The 23,707-nt window shown below is 68.1% G+C and carries 22 protein-coding genes, 2 tRNA genes and 4 pseudogenes; 16 read left to right on the top strand and 12 right to left on the bottom strand.

Going from position 1 to position 23,707, the window contains the following annotated elements:
• On the top strand, positions 1 to 345 hold a 345-nt coding region (locus tag P3L51_RS15365), incomplete at its 5' end, for a hypothetical protein (protein ID WP_354605762.1).
• A gap of 3 nt (positions 346 to 348) precedes the next feature.
• Here P3L51_RS15365 and P3L51_RS15360 read toward each other — a convergent pair.
• Positions 349 to 936: an isochorismatase family protein gene (locus P3L51_RS15360; RefSeq protein WP_354605761.1), complete on the bottom strand. Its 588-nt coding sequence runs from the start codon at positions 934 to 936 to the stop codon at positions 349 to 351.
• A 63-nt stretch (positions 937 to 999) separates the two neighbouring features.
• Between P3L51_RS15360 and P3L51_RS15355 the strand changes: the two genes are divergently transcribed.
• Complete coding sequence (locus P3L51_RS15355; RefSeq protein WP_354605760.1) at positions 1,000 to 1,182, top strand: hypothetical protein; 183 nt, start codon at positions 1,000 to 1,002, stop codon at positions 1,180 to 1,182.
• Positions 1,183 to 1,292: 110 nt separating this feature from the next.
• Complete coding sequence (locus P3L51_RS15350; protein WP_354605759.1) at positions 1,293 to 1,487, top strand: hypothetical protein; 195 nt, start codon at positions 1,293 to 1,295, stop codon at positions 1,485 to 1,487.
• A 5-nt stretch (positions 1,488 to 1,492) separates the two neighbouring features.
• Here P3L51_RS15350 and P3L51_RS15345 read toward each other — a convergent pair whose 3' ends face one another.
• From P3L51_RS15345 to P3L51_RS15335, 3 genes are all read right to left on the bottom strand, one after another.
• The gene (locus P3L51_RS15345) at positions 1,493 to 2,089 is read right to left on the bottom strand and encodes a DUF6461 domain-containing protein (protein ID WP_354605758.1); all 597 of its coding nucleotides are present in this window, start codon (positions 2,087 to 2,089) and stop codon (positions 1,493 to 1,495) included.
• Between the two features lie 94 nt (positions 2,090 to 2,183).
• Entirely contained in the window at positions 2,184 to 2,321 is a 138-nt protein-coding gene (locus tag P3L51_RS15340; protein ID WP_354605757.1) for a hypothetical protein, read from the bottom strand.
• 56 nt (positions 2,322 to 2,377) lie between these two features.
• Positions 2,378 to 2,836: a hypothetical protein gene (locus tag P3L51_RS15335; protein WP_354605756.1), complete on the bottom strand. Its 459-nt coding sequence runs from the start codon at positions 2,834 to 2,836 to the stop codon at positions 2,378 to 2,380.
• 160 nt (positions 2,837 to 2,996) lie between these two features.
• Here P3L51_RS15335 and P3L51_RS15330 point away from each other — a divergent pair.
• A pseudogene (locus P3L51_RS15330) lies at positions 2,997 to 3,332 on the top strand (NUDIX domain-containing protein); the annotation flags it as partial.
• Positions 3,333 to 3,863: 531 nt separating this feature from the next.
• Here P3L51_RS15330 and P3L51_RS15325 read toward each other — a convergent pair.
• The 4 genes from P3L51_RS15325 to P3L51_RS15310 all read right to left on the bottom strand — a co-directional run bounded on the left by P3L51_RS15325 (position 3,864) and on the right by P3L51_RS15310 (position 11,791).
• Complete coding sequence (locus P3L51_RS15325) at positions 3,864 to 4,805, bottom strand: DPP IV N-terminal domain-containing protein (protein WP_354605755.1); 942 nt, start codon at positions 4,803 to 4,805, stop codon at positions 3,864 to 3,866.
• Between the two features lie 491 nt (positions 4,806 to 5,296).
• The gene (locus tag P3L51_RS15320) at positions 5,297 to 8,881 is read right to left on the bottom strand and encodes a DEAD/DEAH box helicase family protein (protein ID WP_354605754.1); all 3,585 of its coding nucleotides are present in this window, start codon (positions 8,879 to 8,881) and stop codon (positions 5,297 to 5,299) included.
• Positions 8,882 to 9,053: 172 nt separating this feature from the next.
• Positions 9,054 to 10,274, bottom strand: coding sequence for a restriction endonuclease subunit S (locus P3L51_RS15315; protein WP_354605753.1), 1,221 nt, complete (start codon positions 10,272 to 10,274; stop codon positions 9,054 to 9,056).
• Positions 10,271 to 11,791, bottom strand: coding sequence for a type I restriction-modification system subunit M (locus P3L51_RS15310; RefSeq protein WP_354605752.1), 1,521 nt, complete (start codon positions 11,789 to 11,791; stop codon positions 10,271 to 10,273). The genes P3L51_RS15315 and P3L51_RS15310 overlap by 4 nt, the downstream gene beginning before the upstream one ends.
• A gap of 338 nt (positions 11,792 to 12,129) precedes the next feature.
• Between P3L51_RS15310 and P3L51_RS15305 the strand changes: the two genes are divergently transcribed.
• The 5 genes from P3L51_RS15305 to P3L51_RS15285 all read left to right on the top strand — a co-directional run bounded on the left by P3L51_RS15305 (position 12,130) and on the right by P3L51_RS15285 (position 15,207).
• Positions 12,130 to 13,068 (top strand): DUF3800 domain-containing protein, encoded by a 939-nt coding sequence (locus P3L51_RS15305; RefSeq protein WP_354605751.1) that lies wholly within the window; start codon positions 12,130 to 12,132, stop codon positions 13,066 to 13,068.
• Between the two features lie 107 nt (positions 13,069 to 13,175).
• Positions 13,176 to 14,396 (top strand): helix-turn-helix domain-containing protein, encoded by a 1,221-nt coding sequence (locus P3L51_RS15300; RefSeq protein ID WP_354605750.1) that lies wholly within the window; start codon positions 13,176 to 13,178, stop codon positions 14,394 to 14,396.
• A 129-nt stretch (positions 14,397 to 14,525) separates the two neighbouring features.
• On the top strand, positions 14,526 to 14,837 hold the full coding sequence (locus P3L51_RS15295) for a hypothetical protein (protein WP_354605749.1): 312 nt from the start codon (positions 14,526 to 14,528) through the stop codon (positions 14,835 to 14,837).
• Positions 14,834 to 15,022, top strand: a complete 189-nt coding sequence (locus tag P3L51_RS15290; RefSeq protein WP_354605748.1) for a hypothetical protein — start codon at positions 14,834 to 14,836, stop codon at positions 15,020 to 15,022. The genes P3L51_RS15295 and P3L51_RS15290 overlap by 4 nt, the downstream gene beginning before the upstream one ends.
• A complete protein-coding gene (locus tag P3L51_RS15285) occupies positions 15,019 to 15,207 on the top strand; it encodes a hypothetical protein (RefSeq protein WP_354605747.1) in 189 nt (62 codons plus the stop codon). The genes P3L51_RS15290 and P3L51_RS15285 overlap by 4 nt, the downstream gene beginning before the upstream one ends.
• 9 nt (positions 15,208 to 15,216) lie before the next feature.
• Here P3L51_RS15285 and P3L51_RS15280 read toward each other — a convergent pair whose 3' ends face one another.
• Positions 15,217 to 15,675 carry a hypothetical protein gene (locus P3L51_RS15280; RefSeq protein ID WP_354605765.1) on the bottom strand — a complete coding sequence of 153 codons (459 nt, stop codon included), beginning with the start codon at positions 15,673 to 15,675 and terminating at the stop codon, positions 15,217 to 15,219.
• 77 nt (positions 15,676 to 15,752) lie between these two features.
• Between P3L51_RS15280 and P3L51_RS15275 the strand changes: the two genes are divergently transcribed.
• A complete protein-coding gene (locus P3L51_RS15275; protein ID WP_354605764.1) occupies positions 15,753 to 16,145 on the top strand; it encodes a hypothetical protein in 393 nt (130 codons plus the stop codon).
• A gap of 46 nt (positions 16,146 to 16,191) precedes the next feature.
• Here P3L51_RS15275 and P3L51_RS15270 read toward each other — a convergent pair whose 3' ends face one another.
• A complete protein-coding gene (locus P3L51_RS15270) occupies positions 16,192 to 16,398 on the bottom strand; it encodes a hypothetical protein (RefSeq protein WP_354605746.1) in 207 nt (68 codons plus the stop codon).
• A gap of 280 nt (positions 16,399 to 16,678) precedes the next feature.
• On the opposite strand from P3L51_RS15270, the pseudogene P3L51_RS15265 reads away from it, so the two are divergent.
• The 4 genes and pseudogenes from P3L51_RS15265 to P3L51_RS15250 form a co-directional block, all read left to right on the top strand.
• A pseudogene (locus P3L51_RS15265) lies at positions 16,679 to 16,821 on the top strand (DNA methylase); the annotation flags it as partial.
• Positions 16,818 to 17,309: pseudogene (locus P3L51_RS15260) on the top strand (bifunctional DNA primase/polymerase); the annotation flags it as partial. The pseudogenes P3L51_RS15265 and P3L51_RS15260, both read left to right, overlap by 4 nt.
• Positions 17,270 to 17,890, top strand: a pseudogene (locus P3L51_RS15255) (tyrosine-type recombinase/integrase); the annotation flags it as partial. The pseudogenes P3L51_RS15260 and P3L51_RS15255, both read left to right, overlap by 40 nt.
• Before the next feature lie 235 nt (positions 17,891 to 18,125).
• The gene (locus P3L51_RS15250) at positions 18,126 to 18,344 is read left to right on the top strand and encodes a tyrosine-type recombinase/integrase (protein WP_354605745.1); all 219 of its coding nucleotides are present in this window, start codon (positions 18,126 to 18,128) and stop codon (positions 18,342 to 18,344) included.
• An 80-nt stretch (positions 18,345 to 18,424) separates the two neighbouring features.
• Here the strand turns inward: P3L51_RS15250 and P3L51_RS15245 are convergent.
• A tRNA-Arg gene (locus tag P3L51_RS15245) sits at positions 18,425 to 18,497 on the bottom strand.
• A gap of 175 nt (positions 18,498 to 18,672) precedes the next feature.
• Positions 18,673 to 18,764, bottom strand: a tRNA-Ser gene (locus P3L51_RS15240).
• 217 nt (positions 18,765 to 18,981) lie between these two features.
• Between P3L51_RS15240 and P3L51_RS15235 the strand changes: the two genes are divergently transcribed.
• Together P3L51_RS15235 and P3L51_RS15230 are read left to right on the top strand one after the other, a co-directional pair.
• Positions 18,982 to 19,461, top strand: coding sequence for an SSI family serine proteinase inhibitor (locus tag P3L51_RS15235; protein ID WP_354605744.1), 480 nt, complete (start codon positions 18,982 to 18,984; stop codon positions 19,459 to 19,461).
• Between the two features lie 190 nt (positions 19,462 to 19,651).
• A complete protein-coding gene (locus tag P3L51_RS15230) occupies positions 19,652 to 23,692 on the top strand; it encodes a PAS domain-containing protein (RefSeq protein ID WP_354605743.1) in 4,041 nt (1,346 codons plus the stop codon).
• Positions 23,693 to 23,707 lie beyond the last annotated feature (15 nt).

The raw sequence follows: 23,707 nt of genomic DNA, 5'->3' as shown, positions 1-23,707 counted from the left end.
AGCCCGCGCGGCCACTTCCCGGGCATCTTCGCCCTGGCCAACGGCCTGGCGCGGGAGGGCAGGCTGACCGCCGAGCAGTGGAGTTTCTGGCGTACGAACAACGACTGGTACGACGCGGCGTACCTCGACCCCACAAAGGTCGACCCGACGGTCTACGACCAGGACCTCAACCCGGGCGCGGTGGCCTGGTTCAAGTCGACGGCGGACGAACTGCTCGCGCGGGTGCCCGGGTATCTCGACCTGCTGGCGGCCCACGACGTCGCGTGCGTACGGCTCCGGTCGGCGGTGGCGCCGGGGAGGGTCGTCTACGAGGACGGGAGCCAGCTCGTGGTGGTCCCGGCCTGAGCCTCAATCGCCCCTGTTGCCTCTGTTGCCTCTGTCGAACGGCACGTCGACGGCCCGCGCGACAACCTCGGCCCGGTCGCCGAGCGCCCACTCGGCGACGCGCGACACCGTCGCGGCCGGGACGGCATCGCTGATGCCCTCGACGGCGGGGGCGTCGTACGTCGCGTGGGCGTCGTGCGGCAGTACGACGCGGTATCCGCGCGCCAGCGCGGTCCGCGCGGTGGCCGACACGCACATCTCGGACATCACCCCGCACACGGCGATCCCCTTCACCCCGGCGCCCACCAACAGCCGGCCGAGCGACGTCCCCGCGAAACCGTCGTCGTGGTCCTTGCGCACGACCACCTCGCGTTCCCCCTCCACGACGGGCAGGGCGAGTTCCCACCCCGCGGTCCCGACCTCGTCGTCGGCCCCTTCGGACCCGTCGTTCTGCAGATGCACGACGAGCACCCCACGCTCCCGCGCCCGCCGCAGCATCCCCTCGACGGCTTCCCGCACCGGCCCGGCTCCGGGCACGGCGCCCTTCCCCGTGAAGAAGGCGGTCTGCACATCGACGACAACCAATGCCTGCACGTCAGCAACGTCACTCATCCCGCGATGATCGCCGCCTGCCGCCCGCCCGACAAACGCTTAAGCTCCCGGCAGGGGGCAGACATGACGGACACGACTGAGCGCGACTGGGACGACGACACGGAGTACCGGGTGGCGCTGGCCCGCGCGGAACGGCTGACCCGCTTCTGCTGGACAACCATGACGGCGTTGCTCGCCCTCGCGGTGCTGGCGCCGGTGCTCGTGGTGGCACTCGGCGTCCTCACGGTGCTGAGCATGAACTACTGATGCCCTCACCCCCACAGCCAACCTCAGCCCCGCCGCCCAAGCGTCACGTCTCCCGCTCCATCTGGCTCGGCGGCGCTTCTGTGGCGATCTGGTTCTGCTGCCCTTTCTGGATGGTGGTCTGCTATCTCGCCCTTCCGCTAGGCGTGTCGGGCCTTTTCTGCGGAATCTCCCACCACCGCTCCCAGGACAAGGAGTTGCGAGCCCAGGCGCGTACGGGCCTGGTACTCGCCACGGTGGGCACGGCGGCGGCCGTCGGCTACCTGATCTTCCTCGCCACCCACCCGGACCTGCCGATCCAGGACTGACAAGTTCACTGGAGCCATGTGCTCTCCGGCCCGCCGAAGAGTTCGCCGGGCGCGGCAAGCAGCACCGTACGGAGCGGAGTGTCGATCCAGGCCGGATCGACGGCGACGCCCATGGTGCGCTCCATGAGCGCGAAGGATTCCGCGCAGAGGCTGCCCGCGGAGAAGACGACACCGTCCGCCCAGGTGGGAACGGAGTCCTCGGGGTCCTCCAACTCGTAGGGGTCGAACGCACCGTCGACCCGGCCGTCCAGAGCGCGCATGACCTGCTGTCGGCCGTTCACGTCCCGATGGACGCTGAAGAAGTCGCCGCCGTCCGCCGAAGCCCGCCGGGCGATCTCGGGAAGGCTGCCGTGGTACCCCCACTCGATCGCGACGACATGCTCCTTGCCGGTGACGACGCGCAGCAGCTCGTAATCCTCGTAGAGGTGATCCGCCTGCTCGTCGGCGGCCTCGGCGAACGTCATGAGCCGTGACTCCCCCGGATCACCCCCGAAGGCCCGGATCACGTCGTCCTCGGACCTCCCGGCGACCACGGAGAAGGTGTACGCCTCCAGCGCGTCCGCATCGGTCCACGCGTACCGAGCAACGAGGTCGTCCCACACCGCGGCGTCTCCCTGAGTCCCTGCGCTCCCGCCGAAGTGACGGCGCATGGCGGCGCACTCTACGGCTTCGCACCGCGAGCTCCGTACCCGCGGCTCAGGCCCGCGGAATGTCCCGCCCGGTCGGCCGGTACTCGATCGGCAGCACCCGCCCGTCCAGGGCCCGCTGGTCGCCCGGTTCCAGCTCGGCGGCGGCCACGCCCGCGAAGAACGGTTCGCGGCCGGCAGGCCCCACGAGCAGCGGGAGACGTCGAGGCTACGCGGACTCTCTCGGCATCGTCCTGCGCGCTGTCAGTGCGGCGGATAGGGGCTGTAGATCGTCCGGGGCCTGTCGGGACGGGGCGAGTCCATGTCGAGCTGCGGCAGTTGATACTCCGGAACAAGAAAACTGCGGTAACTCTCCGGAGCGGACGACTCCCCCCAATACACGGCGCCGGCGACGACGAACCCACCCAACAGCCGCTCCCCCAGCACAAAGGCCCGATCGCCGCGCCAGGGCCCCGGGACGGCCTCGCACAGTTCCCGCTCCTCCTCACCGGACGCCAGACGGATGGTCAACTCCGGGTAGCCGTCCAGCACCGACAGGGCACGGACGTCCTTGAAGACGACTTCCAGCGTTGTCGCGTACCCCTGCCCGCTGTCCTGCCGCCCTCTGAGCAGCAGCTGACTGTGCCCGATGATGTACGCGAACAACTCGACCGGCCGCGCGAAGCTCACCGGCAGATCCACCAGCCGCAGTTGCGAGCCCACGACATCACTCCCTCACCGCGTTCAGGCCCGGCCCGAAGCCGGACGCACTATGGTCACGCCCGTGAAGATACGGCGCAACGTCCGCGCGGTCCTGCTCGATGACGACCACCTGCTGTTCCTGCGCCGGGGCTGACCGGGTGGAACCTCCTACTACGAAACCGTCGGCGGAGGTGTCGAACCCGACGACGCGGATCTCGAAACGGCCCTGCGCCGCGAAGTGATGGAGGAAATCGGCGCCACGATCGGCCCCGCGACCGAGTTCCTGACCGTGACAGAACCCGGCGAGAAGATCACGGTCGTACGCCACTACTTCCGCGCCGACGTACTGTGCCTGGATCCGCACCGCCGCAACGGCCCTGAGCTGGACGACCCCGACATCGGGGACTTCTCCCCGATCCGCGTCCCACCGACCGTCGCGGCCCTGGCGGCGCTCGACCTCCAGCCGATCGAACTCGCCGACTACCTACGTGACCACGTCACGTCGTGGTGTGCCTGACTGGCAGCACGATCCAACGAATCCCCGGCCGGGCCGTACGCCTCAACACCTCCGGCCTGCCGTGCACTCGGCAGGATTCGAACCTGCTCTATGACGTACGGCGGCTACCCCTCTCGCTCAAGGGCCAAGCCGCTGCGCGTGGGCTCGGCTCGCCACGTGGCTGCCAGCTGGGGGTAGGACTCGATGAACCGGCGCATCTCTCCCAGCGCGGTAACTCTGCGCGCGCCGATCTCGACGTGATCGAACCCGGTGATGCCTAGCGCGCCGCTCCAGTGGCTCAGGGCTCGCCCGGAGTGGCCAACCGTGGGCGGGGCCAGAGGGTGGCGGCCGGACCGACCGCCCCCCCTCACTTCCCGTACGCGACCAGCAGATCGGTGGCCGGAACCACCACCAGCCCGCCGCCCGCACCGAGACCGGTCAGCGGCTCGAACACGTTGTGCTCGTCGGGTTCGTTGATCGGCGCGCCGACGTCGGTGGACCAGACGGAATGACCGGCCCGGGCACCACCCGTGCCCGCGGCCGGCGTTCCCGCTACCTGCTCAGCCAGTCGGTGGGGGTCACAGCCTGGTCCGTCAGGACCTGCGGGTTCTTTCCGTCGGCGGCGTCGACGAGGTAGGTGCTGCGGGTGTAGTCGAAGTCGTCCATGGCGGAGAAGGCGATTTTGGTGCCGTCGGGCGAGAAGACGGGGCCTTGGACGCTGCTGAGGGGGGTTGTCCAGCTGCTCTGAAGCTCGGTGACGGCGCCTGTCGCCACGTGGACGGCGTTCAGGCCGTTCTCGGTGACGTGGACGATGCGCTGCCCGTCGGGGGACCAGTCGACGGGCGTGGACCGCGCGTTGCGAGCGGTGCTGATCTGGTGCGCCTGCCGGGTGGCGATGTCCATGACCCAGACGTCCCTGCCGTACTCCCAGCCGTCGGCAGTCTCGTACGTGGTGGTCCTCACGAAGGCGATGCTCTGGCCGTCGGGCGAGAAGGTGCCCGCGCCGCCGGTTGTCGTGAGCACCTCCTGTCCCGTGCCGTCGCTCTTGATCCACTCCATACCGCGCGGGCTGTCGTAGACGATCCGCTTGCCGTCCGGGGACCAGTCGGGGTGTCCGACGTACGGGGCCTCATTGGTTTCGGGCGCTATACCCCGGACCAGAACGTGCTGGTCACTGCCATCGCCGTTGGCGACCACCAGGTTCCGGGCGTACATACAGCCTTCGGTCTGGGGAATGCAGGTCTCGTCGCGCTGGATGTATGCCACGGCGGAGCCCTTCGGAGAGAGGACGCCGTCCTCGGCGTTCTGCGCGAAGGTCCGGATGACGTCGCCGCTCACGGGGTCGAGCGAGACCAGAGCGGGAGAGCCGGAGGAATAGCCAGTGGCGGTGATCCGACCGGCCGCCGTCCCCTGCTCCGCCGCAGCCGTCCCCGCTGTCGGCAGACCAGCAGCGACGACGATCCCTACGGCCAGCACGACGCGTTTGAAAAGCACTTGAGCCCTCCTGGGGCAACCGGAGTTTCCGGCCCCCTGTACAAGAGCGCGACCGGATCAAGAAACATCACAGGGCGGCGGCAGGCACGTTCAGCCCCTGGACTACCACCTCCGCTTGGGAAGCTGCGGTGATCAAGGGCCGGTGCTACGGCTGAAGGTCTACGCCGAGGCGAGCGAGGAACAAGTACGCGCCGCGATCGGCAAGCTGTCGGACGCGATGGGCGGTACCGGCTGACAGCGGTTGACGCGGTTGCTGTACTTCGCTGCTGTACGGCTCAACGCGAAAGGCCCCGGACTTGATGTCCGGGGCCTCTGGCTTGCTGTGCACTCGGCAGGATTCGAACCTGCAACCTTCTGATCCGTAGGATCGGGCAGGCTCTTGAGGGGCTGATCGTTGACAGCCGTGATCGACGGCCTCTGTGTGCCGTCGTTGCCGTCAGCTCGGAACAGTGGCACCGGCTGGCCGGTATGCGATCGCCGCGACGCCGAGCCTAGGCCGCCAAGGTGGTGGGCCTGGCTGTCCGCTCCAGTTCCTTGAAGATGACGTTGAGGACTTCGAGTTCCTCACCGGTGAACAGGTCGTCGGGGCCGCCCGGGGCAAGATCGACAAACGAATCATCGTAAAGGTCGCCCAAGCCCAAGATTCCGCGCTTTGCCACCGTATCGATGATCAACGTCAAGAAGTCGATCTGGCGGGAGCTAAGCTGCTTACCCATACAGAAGACCTCGAACGCCTTCTGTGCGGCCTGCCGATCCAGTCCGCACAGCCCGCGCACGAACAGGCCGAGGCCGCCAGAGGACCGCACCTCATCGAGGTCCTCCGGGGAGGCAATGGCCTCTGACAGGAAGATCTCCTCCAAGTCCGCGAGATCGAGTTCGTTGATCTGCTCGTTGAGACGCAGTTTGCGCACCACCGGCTGGTCCTCGTGGCGCAGGAGATAGGCGCGGGCCTTCTGCTTGAAGCGCTGCTCGTCCGTGCCCTGGGGCATCCCTTGGATCTCGGCCTCGGTGATGTCGCCGAACGTGTCAGCGAAGTCGGTGTAGACGACGTTCCGCTTGACCTTGGGGTCGGTGAGACGCGCCAGTCGGCGCATACGGCGCCGCATGTCCTCCAGCAGCGGGAGCGTGACGCCGCCCCACCACTCGTCGCCCGCCACCGCTTCCAGCAGGTCGGCCTGCTCGCCGACCGCCGGGATGTTGGTCTTGGTAAGCAGGTTGGAAGCGATGTCCTGGATCTTCGCGCGCAGCTTGGCGAACTCCTTGCCGCCTTCCAGCGCGGCGAGCTGGATACCGTACGCCAGCAGGTCGAATCGCTTGGCCTCCTCGCCCGTCTCCTCGTCGTCCGGGCGAAACTCGCTGGGCAGTCCGAGCAGGTGGTCACGGATCGCGGTGTCCGCGTCGTCGTCCACCCGGTGCCAGCTGCCGAAGTCACTGAAGACCTCGACCTCCCGGCGGTGCGGGCGGACCAGGAAGTTGTCCGGGTTCATACCGGTGACGATGTGGTGTAGCCGGTGGGCCAGCGACCAGCGGATCTCCGCCTCGGTGCCGATCACGTCGGGGCCGGCGTCCCGTGCCGGGTCGGGCTGCTGCCGCTTGTCCAGGACCCGGACCAGGTCGAGCTGGCGCTGGAGGAGCTTTTCGGTGAGGGTGACGGCCCTGCGCCCCTCCGACCGGTCGAGCTGGCTGTTGAAGAAGTCGATGTTGCCGCAGAAGTCGAAGACGTAGAAGTTCTGCTTGCCGTGGTCGAGGTTGTCGGGGTCGGGGCCGTAGAGGGCGGGGCGCAGGCGGGTGCCGCGGCCGATCATCTGCCAGAACTTGGTCTTGGAGAAGACCGGCTTGGCGAAGACCAGGTTCACCACCTCGGGCACGTCGATGCCGGTGTCGAGCATGTCGACGGAGATGGCAATGTCGGGGGCGTTCGGCGGGTTCTTCGGGTTGGAGAAGTCGTCGATGAGGGACTGGGCGTACGTCTCCTTGTACGTGATCACGCGCGCGGTGTGGCCGGCACCCTGCGGATAGTTCGCGTTGTAGCGCTCCTCTATGTACCGGGCGTGGTCGTTGTTCTTCGCGAAGATGATCGTCTTGCCGAGCCGGTCGCCGCCCTCAACGCGGTGGCCGCGCGTCATCAGCGTCTCCAGCATCTTGTCCACGGTGTCCTCGTTGAAAAGGAACTTGTTCATTTCATGGCGGCCCACAGCGTCCGGGATGTCACCGTCCTCGGTCCACTCCTTGGCGTCCCAGTCGGCCTTCTCCTCCTCCGAGAGGTCGGTGTAGCGGATGCCCTGCTCCATGAACTTCAGCGGCACCTTCACCGCCTTGGGGAGGACGAGGTAGCCCTCGGCGGCGGCTTCATGGAGGTCGTAGGAGTCGGTCGGGACCCCGTCCTCCATGGCGAACAGCTTGTACGTGTTGTGGTCGACCTCGTCCTTGGGCGTGGCGGTCAGGCCGAGCAGCAAGGAGTCGAAGTAGCGAAACAGCTCGCCGTACTTCGCGTACACGGAGCGGTGCGCCTCGTCGATGACGATCAGGTCGAAGTGGCCGGGCCCGAAGCGGCGGCGGCCCGCTCCGTCGATGACGTCAATCTGCTTCATCATCGTCTGGTACGTGGAGAGGTAGACGCGGGCCGGGGCGGCCTTGTCGTCGAGCAGGCTGGCCGCAGGGGTGTTCGGCAAGTTCTCCTTGAACGCCTTCATCGCCTGGGTGACCAGCGCCTGCCGGTCGGCGAGGAACAGCACCCGCTGCGCCCAGCCCGCCTTCATCAGCTGGTCCACGAGGGCCACGGTGGTACGAGTCTTACCGGTGCCGGTGGCCATGACGAGCAGCGCCTGACGGCCCCGGTCGCGCTCGAAGGTCTCACCCACCCGCTTGATCGCGCGGAGCTGGTAGGGGCGGCCGGCGATCTTCTCGTTAACCGACGTGGCCGTGAGGGAGAGGCGTCCGGCGCGCTGGCGAATGTGCCAGTGCAGCTCGCCCTTGGTGAAGAAGCCCTGCACGCGGCGGGGTGGGTAACCGCGGTCCATGCCCAACGCGGCGTCGTCCCAGAGGTAGGTCTCGTATCCGTTGGTGTAGAAGATCACCGGACGGCGGTTGAACTGCTTCTCTAGCGCGTCCGCGTACAACTTCGCCTGCTGCTGCCCGTCACGGGCGTCGCGCCGGGTCCGCTTGGCCTCGACGACGGCGAGAGGCTTGCCGTCGTCACCCCAGAGCACGTAGTCGACGTACCCCTTGCCCGTTTTAGTGGGCATCCCAGAGGCGATCGGATACTCGGTGTCCTTGCCTGGCGTGAGGAGGTCCCAGCCCGCTTCCTTGAGGAGCAGGTCGACGAAGGCGTCCCGGGTCGCCTGCTCGTCGTAGTCGTGGGTGTCCCGTACGGCTTGGTTGGCGGCCTTCGCGGCAGCGACCTGTGCCTTGAGTTCTTCGAGCTGGCGGGCGAGATCCTCGTTCTGGGCCCGCTCGGCAGCCAGCTGGTCTGCCTGCTCCTTGAAGCGTGCCTCGTCCTCCGTCTCCTTGGCCTTGAGTTCGGCCTGCTTCAAGGAGCGGGCCTGCGGAGAGAGGGGACGCGGTACGGCGCTGGTGTCGAACTCGAGCCCGGCGGGCGGCAGCACGGCGGCCTGGCGGGTGTAGGTCCGGGCGAACCAGTAAAGGGAGTGGAACAGCTCCTTCACGCTGGCTTCGGCGACGGTCCTCGGGACCGGGGCGGCCTTGTGCACGGCGTTGTTGCCATGTCGGCGGATGAGGTCCATCTTGGCGTTGACCGTCGGCCCGACGAGCTGCCGGAAGCTCGGCTCGTGGAGCATTGCCGCGAGGTCCTTCTTGTAGGGCTCACTAAGGCTGCTGTCCTTGTCGTACATCCAGCGGGCCGTGATTTCGACGGCACGGCGGGCATAGAAGCAGGCAGCACGGGGGTCATGGTGGATCAACCGCTCGGCGCGGATCGCCTCGTCGTAGAGGGCGGGCCACTCAGCGCGAAGGAAAGCGAAGTTGCCGGTCGCTGCGCGGCTGATGTTGTCGGCGGCTGCACGGCCCCGGGCCTGCTTTCTCTGCCCTTGGTCGTCGCTGTGCTGCGTTTTACCCACTCCGGGTTCCCCTCCCCTGTTACACGACCCCGTCTACGGCCCGGCGTATACCGACCCGTACGAGACGCTCGTCTCCTACGGCAAACCCGCCCCTGGGTCGGGCTCCCCTGCCCGACCCTATGGTTGACCTGTGGTGCGGTCGGTGCTGCACGCTAAGTGCAGCGAAAGCGGCTTACGCCGTATCGGTGGTCACTCCATGATCCCAGAGCGTGCCGGAGAATGCACGATGCTGCAGGGAGGTGAAGAGTTCATCAAGGGCAGCGAGGTGGGCGCGATGCACAGAGCGCATCTTGTCGATACGCTGAACGTACTCGGAAAAACTTCGTTGCAATTCCTCGGGAGGGATTCCACAAGGGATTCCCAGAACGCTTGACTGCGAGATGTTCTTCATCGACCCGCTAGTCCCGGATGAACGTTCACGAATCTGCCGACGGAATCCTTCTTGACGGAACAAGTGCCTCACATACAGGGGGAATCCATTCCCTTCGCGAGGCCACACGAAGCGCCACAACTTGTCCGGAAGAGCAAGCCTTCCGGGTTCCACTTCCACTAGCGCCACAGCACCGATCAGCTCTTCGGTGTTGGCTCGACTGAACAGCAGATCCCCTTTTCGAGCAAAGTGATTCGGCGGGACTTCATAGTGCCCGGGGAGCGGCTTACTCTCCTGCCCTCGAAATTCCCCGGACGTTACCGCACTTACTTTAAGTACACGAGATTGCGACATCTCGTCACTTCCAGGGGCTACACTTTTGCCGCTTTCGAAGCCAGCAACAAGATCGGACACTGTCCCCTGCGGCCAATTACGCGAATTGGCTGCAGGATCGCCGAACATTCCGAGAAAGATGGACTGGGCGAGGTCGTGGAGGAGGGTGATGGCCTCGCGGCGCTTAGCGCGGAGGGTGTCCACCTGGTCGAGGACGGCGGCGATGCGTTCCTGCTGCGCGAGAGACGGGAGTGAGATGGAAAGTGGCGCAAGATCCTTCTTGTTCAACTGCGGAACTGAGCTACCACTTGCAAGTTTCCCCAGGTCTACCGCAAGGAACCACTGATACAAATAGTTGAGATCCAGGACGTCCTGGTGCGGCTTCATGGCCATCAGGTTGGGGTCGAGTACAGCCGCACGCAGAACGATGCGCTTCTTATTGGTGCCAATGGCACCACCTCGCTTAGGAATAACCACCGCACCACCCGGGCAGGTGGCAGATTTCTGCCACGGCGCCGCACTCCACTGTCGGGTCGACAGAATGTACTTCTCATTGCCGCTGCGATTCATATCCGAAACGCGCGTCAGCAGGTACCCCCCTTCTTGTCCCTGCCAGTCCTCTCCTTCTGGCAAAGAGGAGCCCGCGTAAAAGTCGACGACTTCTCCCAGAAGTGCACTCCTAGCCGTCACGCCAGCATGCCCTTCAGCTCTGCCGTACCTTTAGCGATCTCCTCGTTGAGCTCCTCCAGGTTGGCCAGAATCTCGGGCGGTGTCCGCGTCTCGATCTCCTCGTGGACCGCCTCTTTATAACGGTTCAAAGAGAGATCGTAGCCCTGGGCCGCAATGTCTGCCTTGGGTACGCAGAAGCTCTGCTCGGTCCTCGCCCGATCTCTCTCCACGCCATCCCGTTCCTGCCAGCGGGCCAGGACGTCCGGAAGGTTGTTTTTCAAAAGTTCGTGCGGCGTGAGCGGGGCGCCCTGCGGGCGGACGCCCAGGCGCTCCTCCGGAAGCAGCGGGTTGCGCTTGTCGTCCAGGCTCAAGCCGTCCGCCTGCACGTCGTAGAACCAGACGTGATCCGTGCCGCCCGAGTCCGTCTTCGTGAAGAACAGAATCGCCGTCGAGACACCGGCATACGGCTTGAACACTCCGCTGGGGAGCTTGACCACCGCCTGGAGCTGCTGCTCCTCCACGAGGATGCGGCGCAGCTCCTTGTGCGCGTTGGTCGAACCGAACAGCACTCCATCCGGGACGATGACGGCCGCCCGGCCACCAGGCTTCAGAAGTCGCAAGAACAGGGCCAGGAACAGCAGTTCCGTCTTCTTCGTCTTGACTATGCGCTGGAGATCCACCGCCGTGGACTCGTAGTCCAAGCTCCCCGCGAAGGGCGGGTTCGCAAGGATCAGGGAGTAGCGCTCGGCCTCGCTGGCTGCGTTCTCCGCGAGCGAGTCGCGGTAACGGATGTCTGGGTTCTCGATGCCGTGCAGCAATATGTTCATCGAGCCGATGCGGAGCATCGTGGAGTCGAAATCGAAGCCATGGAACATCGACTGATTGAAGTGTTTACGCTGCTCCACCCCGAGCAGCGCGTCGCGGTGCACCCGCTGCACGTATGACGCCGCCTGCACCAGGAAGCCAGCTGTGCCGCACGCCGGGTCGCAGATTTCGTCGCGGGGCCCCGGCTGGGTCATCTCGACCATCAGGTCGATGATGTGGCGCGGCGTGCGGAACTGGCCGTTCTGGCCGGCCGTGGCGATCTTCGCGAGCAGGTACTCGTAGACGTCGCCCTTGGTATCACTGCTGTCCATGGACATGCCATCGAGCAGGTCGACGACCTTCGCCAGCAGGTTGGGCCCAGGAATGGTGAACCGGGCGTCCTTCATGTGGTGGGAATACGTCGATTCATCCCCACCCATGCGACGCAGATACGGGAAGACGCCGTCGGCGACGAGCCCGTACATCATCTCGGGGTCCTTGAGCTTGAAGTTCTGCCAGCGCAGATCCTGCTGGTCGTCCGCGAAGAAGGGGTCCGGGTCGGGCCTGCCCGTCGCCGTCGCCTTGCGGTCCTTGCGGGTCTGGATCTCGTCCAGCCGCTTGATGAAGAGCAGATAGGTGATCTGCTCCATCACCTCCAGCGGGTTGGAGATACCGCCGGACCAGAACGCGTCCCAGACGCGCCCCACCTTGCTCTTCAATTCGCCCGTGATCACACAGAGGATCCTACGGCCCCCGAACCCCACGCCACTCAGACTTGACAAGCCCGAGACTCCACCACACTCCCGTCTCAGAGATCGACCTCCGCGCACCGTCTTGCCCCGCCTACCATCCTGCGATTGCGCCGCCATCGCGTCGGCCGCCAGAGCGGCGTTCCTGGGCTTCGCCCGTAGAGTTTGGCTGAAACCCGTACCACCTAATGTGCACTCGACTTGACCGAACGTAGCCGTTCTCGGCAGGATCGGACTCAGCAAGCAAAATATCGCGCATATGGCTGCGCAGACCCTGTGGCCGTCCTTTCGGGGGCGGCCACAGATGTGTTTCGGGAGACTCTGTGCATCTGTGCTACATCGACGAGGCGGGCAACGGTCAGACACTCGACCCCATGAGGCCTGACGCCCCTCCGGTCCTTGTCGTCGGCGGATTCACCGTGCCCCGGGCCCAGGTCAAGTCCCTCACTTGGGCCTTCCTCGACGTCAAGAAGCACTACCGGCCGCAGTTGCGGAACGCGGACCAGCTCTCCGAGGTAATCCAGCACGAGATCAAGGGCTCGGACGTCCGCAAGAACCTCCGTACAGGCAACCACGGCTGGCAACGTGCGGCCATGGAGTTGGTGGCTTCGCTGCTTGACATGTTGGAATCCCACGAAGCCCGCATCCTCGCTCGCGTGTGGGTCAAAGAAGAAGAGCTGGCGTTCGACGAGTCCGGGGTGTACCCGGCCTCTGTCGCCGCGCTGAACGAGACCTTCCAGGCACAGCTCGCCCATGAGCACTCGCGCGGCATGATGGTCCTCGATAGCCGCACAAAAGTGAAGAACGCTCCCAATGTGCACTGCGTGACCACCCGCAAGTACCGCGCGGGCGGTGACAGCCTCCGCGGGGTCATCGAGTCGCCGGTCTTCGGCCACAGCGACACCCACACGCTTCTCCAGGTCGCCGATCTCGTGGTGTCCTCTCTGTTGTTCCCCATCGCGTGCCACGCTTACCTGAGCGACGTGACGTGGAACGTGCACTGTGACGACGCTTACCAGCCATTGCGGGAGCAGTTCGGGCGGCGACTGAAGAAGCTGCAGTTCAGGTACCAGGACCCCATGGGAAAGTGGCGCGGCGGGATCGTCGTGTCCGACCGGCGAACACAGCAACCGTCCAGCCTGATGTTCGGACCTAAGAAGTCGGTCCCCGTGCCGACTACTTCCATCCCGGGACAGGCGGGGGCTCCGGCCCCCGAGCGGCGCGAGGCCGAGCCAGACGGTGGTTTGCCGTTTCTCCCGTAACGGGACGACGTCAGCCTTCCCTTAAGAGGCTCAGTACCTCCAGTACGGCCTCCGCCGACCTCTCCCAGGAAGGGCTCTCTCGCACCTTCGCGGCGTAGCGTGGCAGCGTGGTAGCGAGCGAACAGAACCTCGGAAAGACACTCCGGCGACTGCGACGCCTGGCAGACCTCACGCAAGAGGACCTTGCGGAGCGCTCCGGCGTCTCCGTTGACGTGATCCGTCAGCTCGAACAAGGGCGGAAGCACTCGGCCCGCCTCCCGACCCTGCATGCCCTCGCAAACGGGCTTGGTGTTGAGCTGACCACGCTTCTGGGGGACCCGCCTGCTGTCGCCAAGACCGGTGAGGCCAACGGCCCGCGTCTTGTCGCGGTACGCCGTGCGATCATGCCGCCGCTGTGGGGGCCGCCACCGCCACCGGTCGGAGCGGACTTCTCGCTGGAGCGCCTGCGAGAGCAGATCGCCGGCGGATGGTCGCAGTACCACGCGGCTGAGTTCGACGTCGTCATGAAGGCGCTCCCGGACCTGATCCAGGAGGCACGTTCCGCGTCGGTCTCCGGCACCGACGACGACCGCAGGGCCGGGTTCGGGGCCCTCGGGAAGGCGCTCCAGCTCGGTGGCCACGTCGCTATCCGTATGGGCACGACTGACCTCGCCCTGACGAGCCTGGAACGGGCAATAGACGCGGCGGGGCAGTCCTCCGACCCGCTGCTCCTACCGATGATCGTCAACTCCACGGCGTGGGCGTACCAGCGCCAAGGGCGCCTGGAGGACGCGCTGTACGTCGCCGACCGTGCCGCTGACGACATGAAGGCGGCGGGGCACACGGACGCCGCCGACGGGCTGAAGGTGTGGGGCGCCCTCATCATGAGCGCCGCCACCTCGGCCGCTCGGAGCCGGGACTACGACCGCGCGGCATCGATGATGGAGACGGCGGAGAGGGAAGCCGCTCGCGTCTCCAAGCTCCCCGCGGGTGATGACAACCGCATGGTCAGCGTTTTCAGTCCGTCGTCGGTCCGTATCGAGCGTGTCCGCCTGGCCGTTCAGTACGGGCACCCCGAGGACGCCCTCGCGCTGGCCAAGGGCATGCGTCTGAGCAAGGACACACCACCGTCATGGCGGACGTGGCTCCTGCTCGACGTAGCACGGGCGCACACGGACATGGGGGACGCCGCCGGCGCGGTGAAGACCCTGGAGTCCCTGAAGCGCGTGGCACCTGAGTGGATACGCCACCACACCCTTGCGGTCGCCATCGTGCGCGACCTCTGGTCGCTGCCCAACCACCCCCCGGGACTGCGGCCGTTGGCGGAGTTCCTGGGGGTAACCGAATAGCGTCGTGAAAGTGGGACGTTGCGTCCCTGTCTCCGCCGCCGGCATGTCGAAAGCCTGGTCAAGTAAGCGTCCCCGAACCGCGCCACACAGTCCGGGGACTGCCGACCGCCCAACCAGGGAGCAATCGACATGGGGAACTCAAACCGCACCACACGCGCGCAATCGAAAGCAGGGATCGGCAGAGCGCTGGAGCGCCGTGAGAGGTTCCAGAAGCAGGGCCTGCCGGTGATGGCGCAAGGCGCGTTGGACACCCGGATCACGGTCGTCGTGGAGATGAGCGTGGCTGGCTTCCTGGAGTACGCCGCGAACGAGGCCCACGGCCGTTACGCGGCGCACCTGGAGGTCTGCGGGTGCCGGGCGGTGGGGATCTCCTGCAAGCGCGGTGCAGAGCTGGCCAACGAGTGGCGCGGTGCTCGGGAGTTGGCAGGGGTGGACGCGTGAACGCCCCCGAGATCGGGCCCGCGGAGCGGGCAGCGCTTGAGGACATCATGGAACGGTCGGCCCGGGATCTGGAAACCCACCGGATGAAGTGCGTTCCGTGCCGGACGCCAGGCGTGACCTGCGGCACGGGGGCCAACATCGCGTGGACCCACAAGGACGCCAAGCGCGCCCTGGGGCTCGAATGACCGTCGTCCAGAAACTTGAAATCCAGGAAGAGAAGGCGTGGAACGCCTACCTCGATCACTCCCGGACGTGCAGCGCCTGCGTGACTTTCTACGCGTACTGCCCCGTCGCCGCCGGGCTTCTCAAGACCGTCCGCGACTTCCGCGACGCGATCGGATGGGGTCCCGATGCCCGCTCCGGGACGTAATGCCTGGTTTCACGGGCAATGTCGCCGTGCTTCGCTGCTGTACGGCCCAACACCAGAGACCCCGGACTCATCATCCGGGGCCTCTGGCCTGCTGAGCACTCGGCAGGATTCGAACCTGCAACCTTCTGATCCGTAGGCGGGTACCTTCGCCTCCGGTACGGGTGTCCCTACCCACAGTTCGCTCTGCATGCACTGCATCAGTCGCCAGACGACGAGCCGGCCGTCGAAGTCGCCCACCGGGCCAAGGCCCTGCGCGACGGCGTCACCACCCTGCGCGCCATCGAGCGCGGCAAAGAGCGCGACGCGCTCACCGACATCCTCACCGTCCTGGGAGCCGAGAAGCGGGCGTTCACCCGGGACGTCATCAAGCGGCTCCCGGTCCTGAACACGGACGCGTACGGCCGCTGGTCGTTCGGCGACCTCACCCGCGTCCTGGGCGGCGCCGGCGTCGAGGCGAAGAAGTCCCACGGACGCATGGTCGTGCGCAACGAAGACGTCTCCCGCACCCTCGCCGAACGCGAACAGACGGTTCCGCTTCCGCCTCTATCACCCCCGTACAGGCAGCGCCGATGGTGCCTATGCAGCCGGGCACGGTCCCGGCCGTGGCAACCATCGTCCTGCCCGACGGGCGCGTCGTCAGCGGCTACGCGATCAGCCCCATGCAGCCCGAACCTCTCGCGGCCAAGCCGGCCGTCTCGCGTACGACGGTGAACGTCGCCCTCGGAGGTGTCGGGTTCCTCGCCGTGTGCGGCGGTCTGCTGCTGCTCACGTCGTTCGTCGCCGCGTTGACCGCGTTCATCACGCAACTAATCTCCCTCGCCGCCGTGATCTTCGGCGGCTGGATCGCCGTGCAGACCCTCGGCACGAGCGACCACAGCGGCGGCAACACCTTCCACATCCGTAAGGCCGTGATCAAGCGCAACAACTTCCACGGATGACACCAAATGGCGCCCCGGCGGCAGGCGCCAGCCGCCGGGGCCCAACTCATTCGTCTCCGGCCACGCCGGACTTCCGGACGATCAGCACCGAGATGGCACGGGCATGGTTGGCCATCGCACGAAGGTGGCCCGTGACGGTTTCCGCCAGCTGCTTGGCCTCCGGACCGCAGGGTGCGACCGGGTCGGACGCAAGAGCGATGAGCGAGAGGCATCCCAGCGTGATGGGCACGGAATGAGCAATCTGGTCAAGCACGGTATCTCCCCTTGAGCGTCGTGATCAGTGATGCGCCGGGCGCCTCGGCACTCCTCAAGCATCGCGGCCGAGAAAACAAAATCGCAAACGGCAAATCGCAGACCGCGGAGAGCTTTTCGGGGGTGGGGGCTGGTTAGGGTCGCCCCTCAACGCGCGCGTTGAGGGGCGACCCTAACCAGCCCCCACCCCCGACTCTCCGCGACACACAGGCACCTCATGTCACAGTTAGATATCGGTGATGAAGTGTCAAAAATGCGCAGAGTAGGGCCTGTTGATGCTTCCAGAAGTGCCGGAGCTACAGGATGCGATGGGCATCACGTGGACGGGACGCGCGAGGAACTGACCGAGGCCATCCCGCCCGCCTACGGCGAGTTCATCGGCCGCGCGTTCCTCGCCCGTACGGCGCTGTACGTGACGGCATGACCACGCTGCCCGATCACCTGCGGACCGCTCTGAGCCTTGCGACGGCGGGTGTCACGCCGCTGCCTCTCCGGGCAGGCAAGGGCCCCTTCGGCAACTGCCGCACCTGCGCCCGGAACGTGTGCGGCGGCCGGCCAAACATGAAAACCCCCGGGCCCTGCGCCGTGCCACGCGTGGGCCGCCGCCGCCACCGACCCGCACACCCTCACCTCCCCGCAGTGGGCGAACGCGTGGCGTACGGCCGCTGCGGGCGCCTACTACCCCGGCGGGGCAGGGGTGACCGTGGTCGACCTGGACGACGCGGCGGCCATTGCATGGGCCCGCGCCACACTGCCCGCGACGCGGACCGTGGCGACGACGAGGGGGAGCACTGGATCTACCAAGGTGCCATGCAGTCCGTGAACGCGGTCAGGCCGGCGTACGACATCAGGTCCCTGATGTCGTACGCCCGTTGGCTCGGACCCGGCACGGGCGCCACGGCCACTCTCCCGACTGTTACTGGCTGGCCACGATCGCGCCGGCACGGCTCAAGCCCGCAACGCTGAACAGCTACGAGGGACTGTCCCGCCTCTACATCCGCCCGGCGCTCGGAAAGAAGCGGCTCAACCGGCTTTCACCGGCGGACGTCCGGAAGTTCCTCGCCGAGTTCAAAGCGGCATGCCTCTGCTGCCTGAGGGGCGCGGACACGGCACGGCCGGAAGAGAAGCGCGCGTGCTGCGCCGTAGGGCGCTGCTGCAAGCGCCTCCCGTCGGCCCGCACCGTCCAGTACGTCCACGCGGTCCTGCGCTCCGCACTCCAACAGGAAATCCGCGAAGAGATGATCGCGCGGATCGTGGAGACCCCCACCGTCGACCGCACGGAGGTGCGCCCCTTGGAAGCAGGGGAAGTCCGGCTACTGCTCAAGACCGCCCAACCGCACCGGCTCTACGCACTGTGGCTGCTGCTGGTGTCCACCGGTCTGCGACGCGGTGAAGTCCTCGGACTCACGTGGTCGGGCATCGACCTCGCGGCCGGAACGCTGCGGGTGCGGCGGAACGTCCAGCGCATCCGCCGAGAACTCCTCTTCGGGACTCCGAAGACGATGCGCTCCGTCCGTACGATCTCGTTGCCCAAGCGCTGCGTACTGGCGCTCACCGCGCACCGGGATCAGCAGGAGCAAGAGTGCAAGGTGGCCGGCGCCAAGTGGCAGCCCCTGGCGAGTCACCCCGCCGGGGTCGTCTTCACCACGGCGACCGGACGGGTAACGGACCCGCGCAGCCTGAATCGGATGCTGACGGTCCTGTGCCGTGATGCGAAGGTGCGTGCGCGTGCACGATCTGCGGCACACGTGCGCATCGCTGCTGCTCGCGCAGGGAGGCGACGCCCGAACCATCATGGAGACGTTGGGCCACAGCACCATCACCATGACCCTGGACACCTACGCGCACGTGATGGGGACCACGCTGCGTGCCGCTGCGGACCGGATGGACGACGCGCTCGGACCGGATGTTCCCGATGAGGACCAGGAGGGCGAGAGCACCGGCTGATCGGTCTACCGGGTGCGGTGATGTCAGGCGCTGATGTCAGAGGCCCCCCGGACGATGTCCGGGGGGCCTTTGACCTGCTGTGCACTCGGCAGGATTCGAACCTGCAACCTTCTGATCCGTAGTCAGATGCTCTATCCGTTAAGCTACGAGTGCTTGGCGTGCTGGGCTTTTCGGGCCCGTCCGCGTTGCGAGAACAACATTACATGACCTGCGGCGTCACGTGAAATCCATTAGCCGGACCCTGTCTGAGCTGCGGAAACTCCCCGAAACAGTGTCCGGTAACGGCCGAAGCCCCGACCGGGTGGACGGGGCTTCGGTGAGTGGTGCGCGGAGGCGGAGGGATTTGAACCCTCGATCAGGGGGTTACCCCGAAACCGCATTAGCAGTGCGGCGCCATAGACCGGACTAGGCGACGCCTCCAGCACACCCGCGCGGGCGCGGGTGGTGCGTGTCAGATGATGACACAGCCGAGCGCGGTGTCACCAATCGCCGCCCACGGTACTAGGCGGGAAGCCCGCAGGGCAAAGCGCTTCTTCGCGCCCCTCGCCGGTGCGCAACGACTGGGGCCCGCGCGCGTTAGTGATGGCGGGCGCCGCGCCGGCGGGCCCCTCGGAATCGTCTGCCGTCAGGAGCTCCCGTGTCGCGTCGTTTCTCCCTCACCGCCACCGCCGCCACCGCCGCCTTCACCGCCTCGCTCGCCGCCGTGGCCGCCTTCGCGCCCACCGCCGTCGCCGGGCCGCTCGATCACGCGCCGCTGCCGCTGGCGTCACCGCTCCAGGAGCAGGAGCGGGACCGGCTCACCGTGACCGTCGCCGACACCAACATCACGCGCGCCGACGGCACATACGAGCTGCGCTGCGGGCCCGCCGGCGGTACGCACCCCGAGAGCATGTCCGCGTGTGCGCGGCTGGACGAGCTCGCCGGGGAGGGGAGGGACCCCTTCGCGCCGGTGCCCGATGGCCAGATGTGCACCATGCAGATGGGCGGGCCCGCCACCGCCCGGGTCACCGGGACGTGGCAGGGGCGGAGCGTGGACGCGACGTTCAGCCGTAAGAACGGGTGCGAGATCTCCCGCTGGCAGAACATGGTCCCCGTGCTCCCCGCCGCCAGGGGCTGAGCCGCGGGAAGAGGGGCGCACGGGGGGTGCGTACCGGGTGTGCACACAACCTTGGTGAGAGCTCCCCCTCATCCGCCGCGCTGCCGTGCTCCCAGCCCTTAGACTCCCTCCAGTGACAGGCTGAGACTCAGAGGGGCAAGATGGGACCGGCCGTCCGCAAGGTGCAGTGGTTCAGGGAGGAAGCGTCGTCGTGAGCAGCAGGCCATCCCGAGGCGCTGCTCGCCTCGCGGCGATACTTGACGCACTTCCCGACGGGTTGGTGCTGGTCAACAGCAACGGCACCGTCGTCAACGCCAACACCATCGCCCTCGAAACCTTCGAAACCCCGGGTACGGCCCTGGTCGGGCGTGGTCTGCTCGATCTCCTGCCGGAGTTCGACCCGCGCCTGATCCCCGGTTCGATGCGCCGGCCGGAGGCCTCCGACGAGCGGGGCCGTACGAAGCCGACCCGGATGGTGGCGCGGCGTACGGACGGCAGCGAGTTCCCCGTCGAGGTCACCAGCGCCAACCTGGAGGACGGCCAGCAGGCCCAGGCCTACAACGACCTGCACAACTACACCGGTGACGAGCTGCTGATGCTCGTCGTCCGCGACCTCTCCGGGACCGTCGACACCGAGGCGGAGCTGGCGCGTTCGCAGCGGCAGACCGAGATGATCCTGCGGGCCGCCGCCGAGGGCGTGGTCGGTACGGACACCGACGGCCGCGTCGTACTCGTCAATCCCGCCGCCGCGCAGATCCTCGGCTTCCGGGCCAGCGATCTGGGCGGCCAGGAGCTGCACCCGCTGATCCTGCACTCGCGCGGTGACGGCGAGCCGTTCCCGTACGAGGACTCGCCCCTCGCCGACACCCTCAAGTCGGGCCGCAAGCACCGCGTGCGCGGGCAGGTGCTGTGGGCGAAGAACGGCAAGCAGGTGCCGGTCGACCTGACCACCGCTCCCGTACGGGACGGGGAGCAGCTGGTCGGCGCGGTGATGACGTTCACCGACCGGCGTCCGTACGAGGAACTGGTCGAGGCGCACACGACCGAGGCCCAGGAGACCGCCGAGCGGCACGCGGCGGAGCTCGCGGAGACGATCGAGCGCCACGAGACGGAACTGGCCGCGGCCGTCGAGCGGCACACCGCCGAACTCGCCGACCGCAGCGACCGGTACGCGGCCGAGATCGAGGAGCTGGCGGAGCGGTACGACAACACGGCCCGCCGCCATCACCAGCTGACGGCCGTGCTGGGCGGCGCGCTGCGCGGCCCGCTGGAGGAGCTGCGCGGTGAGCTGACGACGCTCGCCGCCGACCCGGCCGGCCAACTGTGGCCCGAGGCCAACCAGATGCTGCACCACCTGTCGGCCGGCTACGCCCGGATGACGACGCTGGTGGACAACGTCCTCGGCTACCAGCGGCTCGACGAGGGTCTGGAGCAGCTGACCAAGGTCAAAGTGCTGCTCGACGGAGTCGTGGCGGCCGGTGTCGAGGGCGCGGTCGAGCTGATCGGCCCCGGCCGGGCGCAGTTCGCGGTGCACGCGCCGCCGATCGAGGCGGAGGTCGACCCCGTACGGCTGGCGACGGCGCTCGCGCATCTCACGGCTGACGTGGCGGGCGTGGACTCGACCGGCCGGACGCGGGTGGTGCCCGGCGGCGGTTACGTCGACTCGACGATCGTGGTCGCCGCGGCGCAGCGCGGGGATGTCGTACGGATCGAGGTGCGCGGACCGTTCGCGGGCGGCGACCCGGTGCACGAGCCGATCGTGCGGGGGATCGTACGGGCGCACGGCGGGGTGTTGCAGACGCACGAGATGCCGGGCATGGGCGGCAGCGCGTATGTGCTCGAAGTGCCGCTCGGGGACGGGTCGGGGACGTTCCATCCGCCCACGGCCGAGGAGAGCCGGGCGGAGGTTCAGCCGGAGGAGACGCCGGGGTCGACCGGTGGCTCCGGCCGGCCGGGCGGCGGTGGGCGGCGGCGTGCGCGGCGGGCGTCCACGGACGCGTTCCTCGGCGCTCCGAGCGAGGAGCCCGGGGAGCCCACGGGGCGGCGCAGGGCTCGTACGGAGGCGGCCCCCGGACCGGACTCGCAGGCGGCTTCTCAGCAGGAACTCATCCCGGCGCAGGGCTCGGGCGAGAGCAACGGCGGTGGCGTCCCCGGTGGAGGTACGGGCCGCAGGCGCGGTCGGCCGAGCCAGGCGGAGAACGCGGCCGGGGTCGTACCCGGCGCCGAACTCGCGGTGTCCGGTCCTCCCGCTCCCCCTGCTCCTCCCGCTCCCTCCGCCCCCTCCGCTCCCCAGGCCGTGGCATCCGCCGCTTCCGAGGGATCGGTCGTGACGGCCGCCGAGGGCTCCCATCGGACCGGGCGCGCGGCTCTCGGCCAGGCCGTACCGCCGCAGGGCGTACCGCACGGCGCACAGCAGGAAGCCGTGGCGGCCGGTACGGGGCGGCGTGCCCGGCACGGCGGCCAGAACGCCCTCCCGGCCCTGCCCTCCGGCCCGTCGCCCGCCTCGCAACAGGCGCCACAGCAGACCCCGCAGCAAGCCCCGCAACAGGCGACGGCGCAGGCCACGGCGCCGGCCACGGCAGAGCAGCAACCGGCCGTCCGCCGTGCCCGGCGCGCGCTGGCGCCCGCGCAGCAGCGGCCCGCGCCCGCCGGTGATGCCGCGCCGCCCCGCGCGCAGTTCGCGCTCCCGCCGGCCGAGGCCGACCGCGCGCCGGCGCCCGACGCGTCACTGCCGGGGCGCCACGACACCGCCAGGTCGGACCCGCGCGCGGACCACACGCCCCTGAAGCCGCACCCGGTGACGGCTCCGACGGACCAACGGCGCGTTCGTACGAACGCGCCCGGGCCGGAGACCCGCGACGACGCCGCCCCGGCCATGGACCCCGGCGTGGACCCGGACGTGGATCCCAACAGCTGGGCACCGGCGATGCCCACCGCCTCCGGCGTCGGCGTGATGCCCGGCGCGGAAGGCCAGGAGACGCCCGGCCGGCAACCCTCGTGGCCCGTCCCCGGCGCCGTACCGGCGACCGAGCACGCGCACGCGCACACGGACGACGACACCGACGACAGCGACGGCCGCGGCACGGCTGACGGCAGAACCGCCCAGGACCCCCGCGCCGCCCAGCCGCTGCCCCCCGCCCAGCCGCTCCCCGAGGAGGAGCCGATGTCGGCGGACTCCACGCAGGGGCGGGCGTTCAGCGTCCGTACCCTCGGCCAGGGCGTGCCCTTCTCGCAGCAGATCACCAAGCAGCAGAACCAGACCCTCGGCGCAGGCCGCCGCCGCAGGCTTTCCGCCCCGCACGACCCCGACGACACCGGCCCCCGCACCGGCAACGGCACCGGGTCCCCCTCCGGCCCCACCCACGGCGGCCAGGGCGGCCCGCTCGCCCACGGCCCCCACTCCGAAGGCCGCGCCTACGCCATAGGCGCCCCGGACGAGGGCGCCGAAGGCCCCCAGCCGCTGGACGGCCCCGGCGGCGCGGTCGAGGTCGCCAACCGCCCCCAGCCCCGGCCCGTCGACGACGAGCTGCCCCCCGAGCCGCTGGACAACCCGCGCCGGCTGCTGGTCTGGCCCGCCCCCGACGTCTCCACCCAGCAGGCCCTGAGCGACCGCGGCTACCGCCCGGTGATCGTGCACTCCCGTGAGGAGGTCGACGCGCAGATCGCCGCCTTCCCCGCGGCGCTGTTCGTGGACCCGCTGACCGGCCCCATCACCCGTACCGCGCTCCAGTCGCTGCGCCAGGCCGCCGTCGCCGCCGAGGTCCCGGTGCTGGTGACGGCCGGGCTCGGGCAGGCGACGCGCGAGGCGGCATACGGCGCCGACCCTGCCGTACTGCTCAAGGCCCTGGCGCCGCGCGACAGCGAACAGCACCCGTCGCGCGTGCTGTTGATCGAGGAGAGCGAGGAGATCGCGCTCGCGCTCACGGCCACGCTGGAGCGTCGCGGCATGCAGGTGGCGCGCGCGGGGACGGACAGCGAAGCGGTCACGCTCGCGGGCCAGATGCGGCCGAACCTGGTGGTCATGGACCTGATGCAGGTACGGCGCCGGCGCGCGGGCATCATCGACTGGCTGCGCGCGAACGGCCAGTTGAACCGTACGCCGCTGGTCGTCTACACCTCCACCGGTATCGACCGCGCGGAGCTGCCGCAGCTCTCCTCCGGGGAGACCGTGCTCTTCCTCGCCGAGCGGTCCACGAGTGAGGACGTACAGGCGCGGATCGTGGACCTGCTCGCGAAGATCGGCACCAACTGACCCTCTGAGGGGGCA

This window comes from Streptomyces panacea (assembly GCF_040560175.1).
Taxonomy (GTDB): domain Bacteria; phylum Actinomycetota; class Actinomycetes; order Streptomycetales; family Streptomycetaceae; genus Streptomyces; species Streptomyces panacea.
The sequence above is the reverse complement of the archived record's forward strand: the minus strand, read 5'-3'. Positions and strand labels throughout refer to the sequence as shown.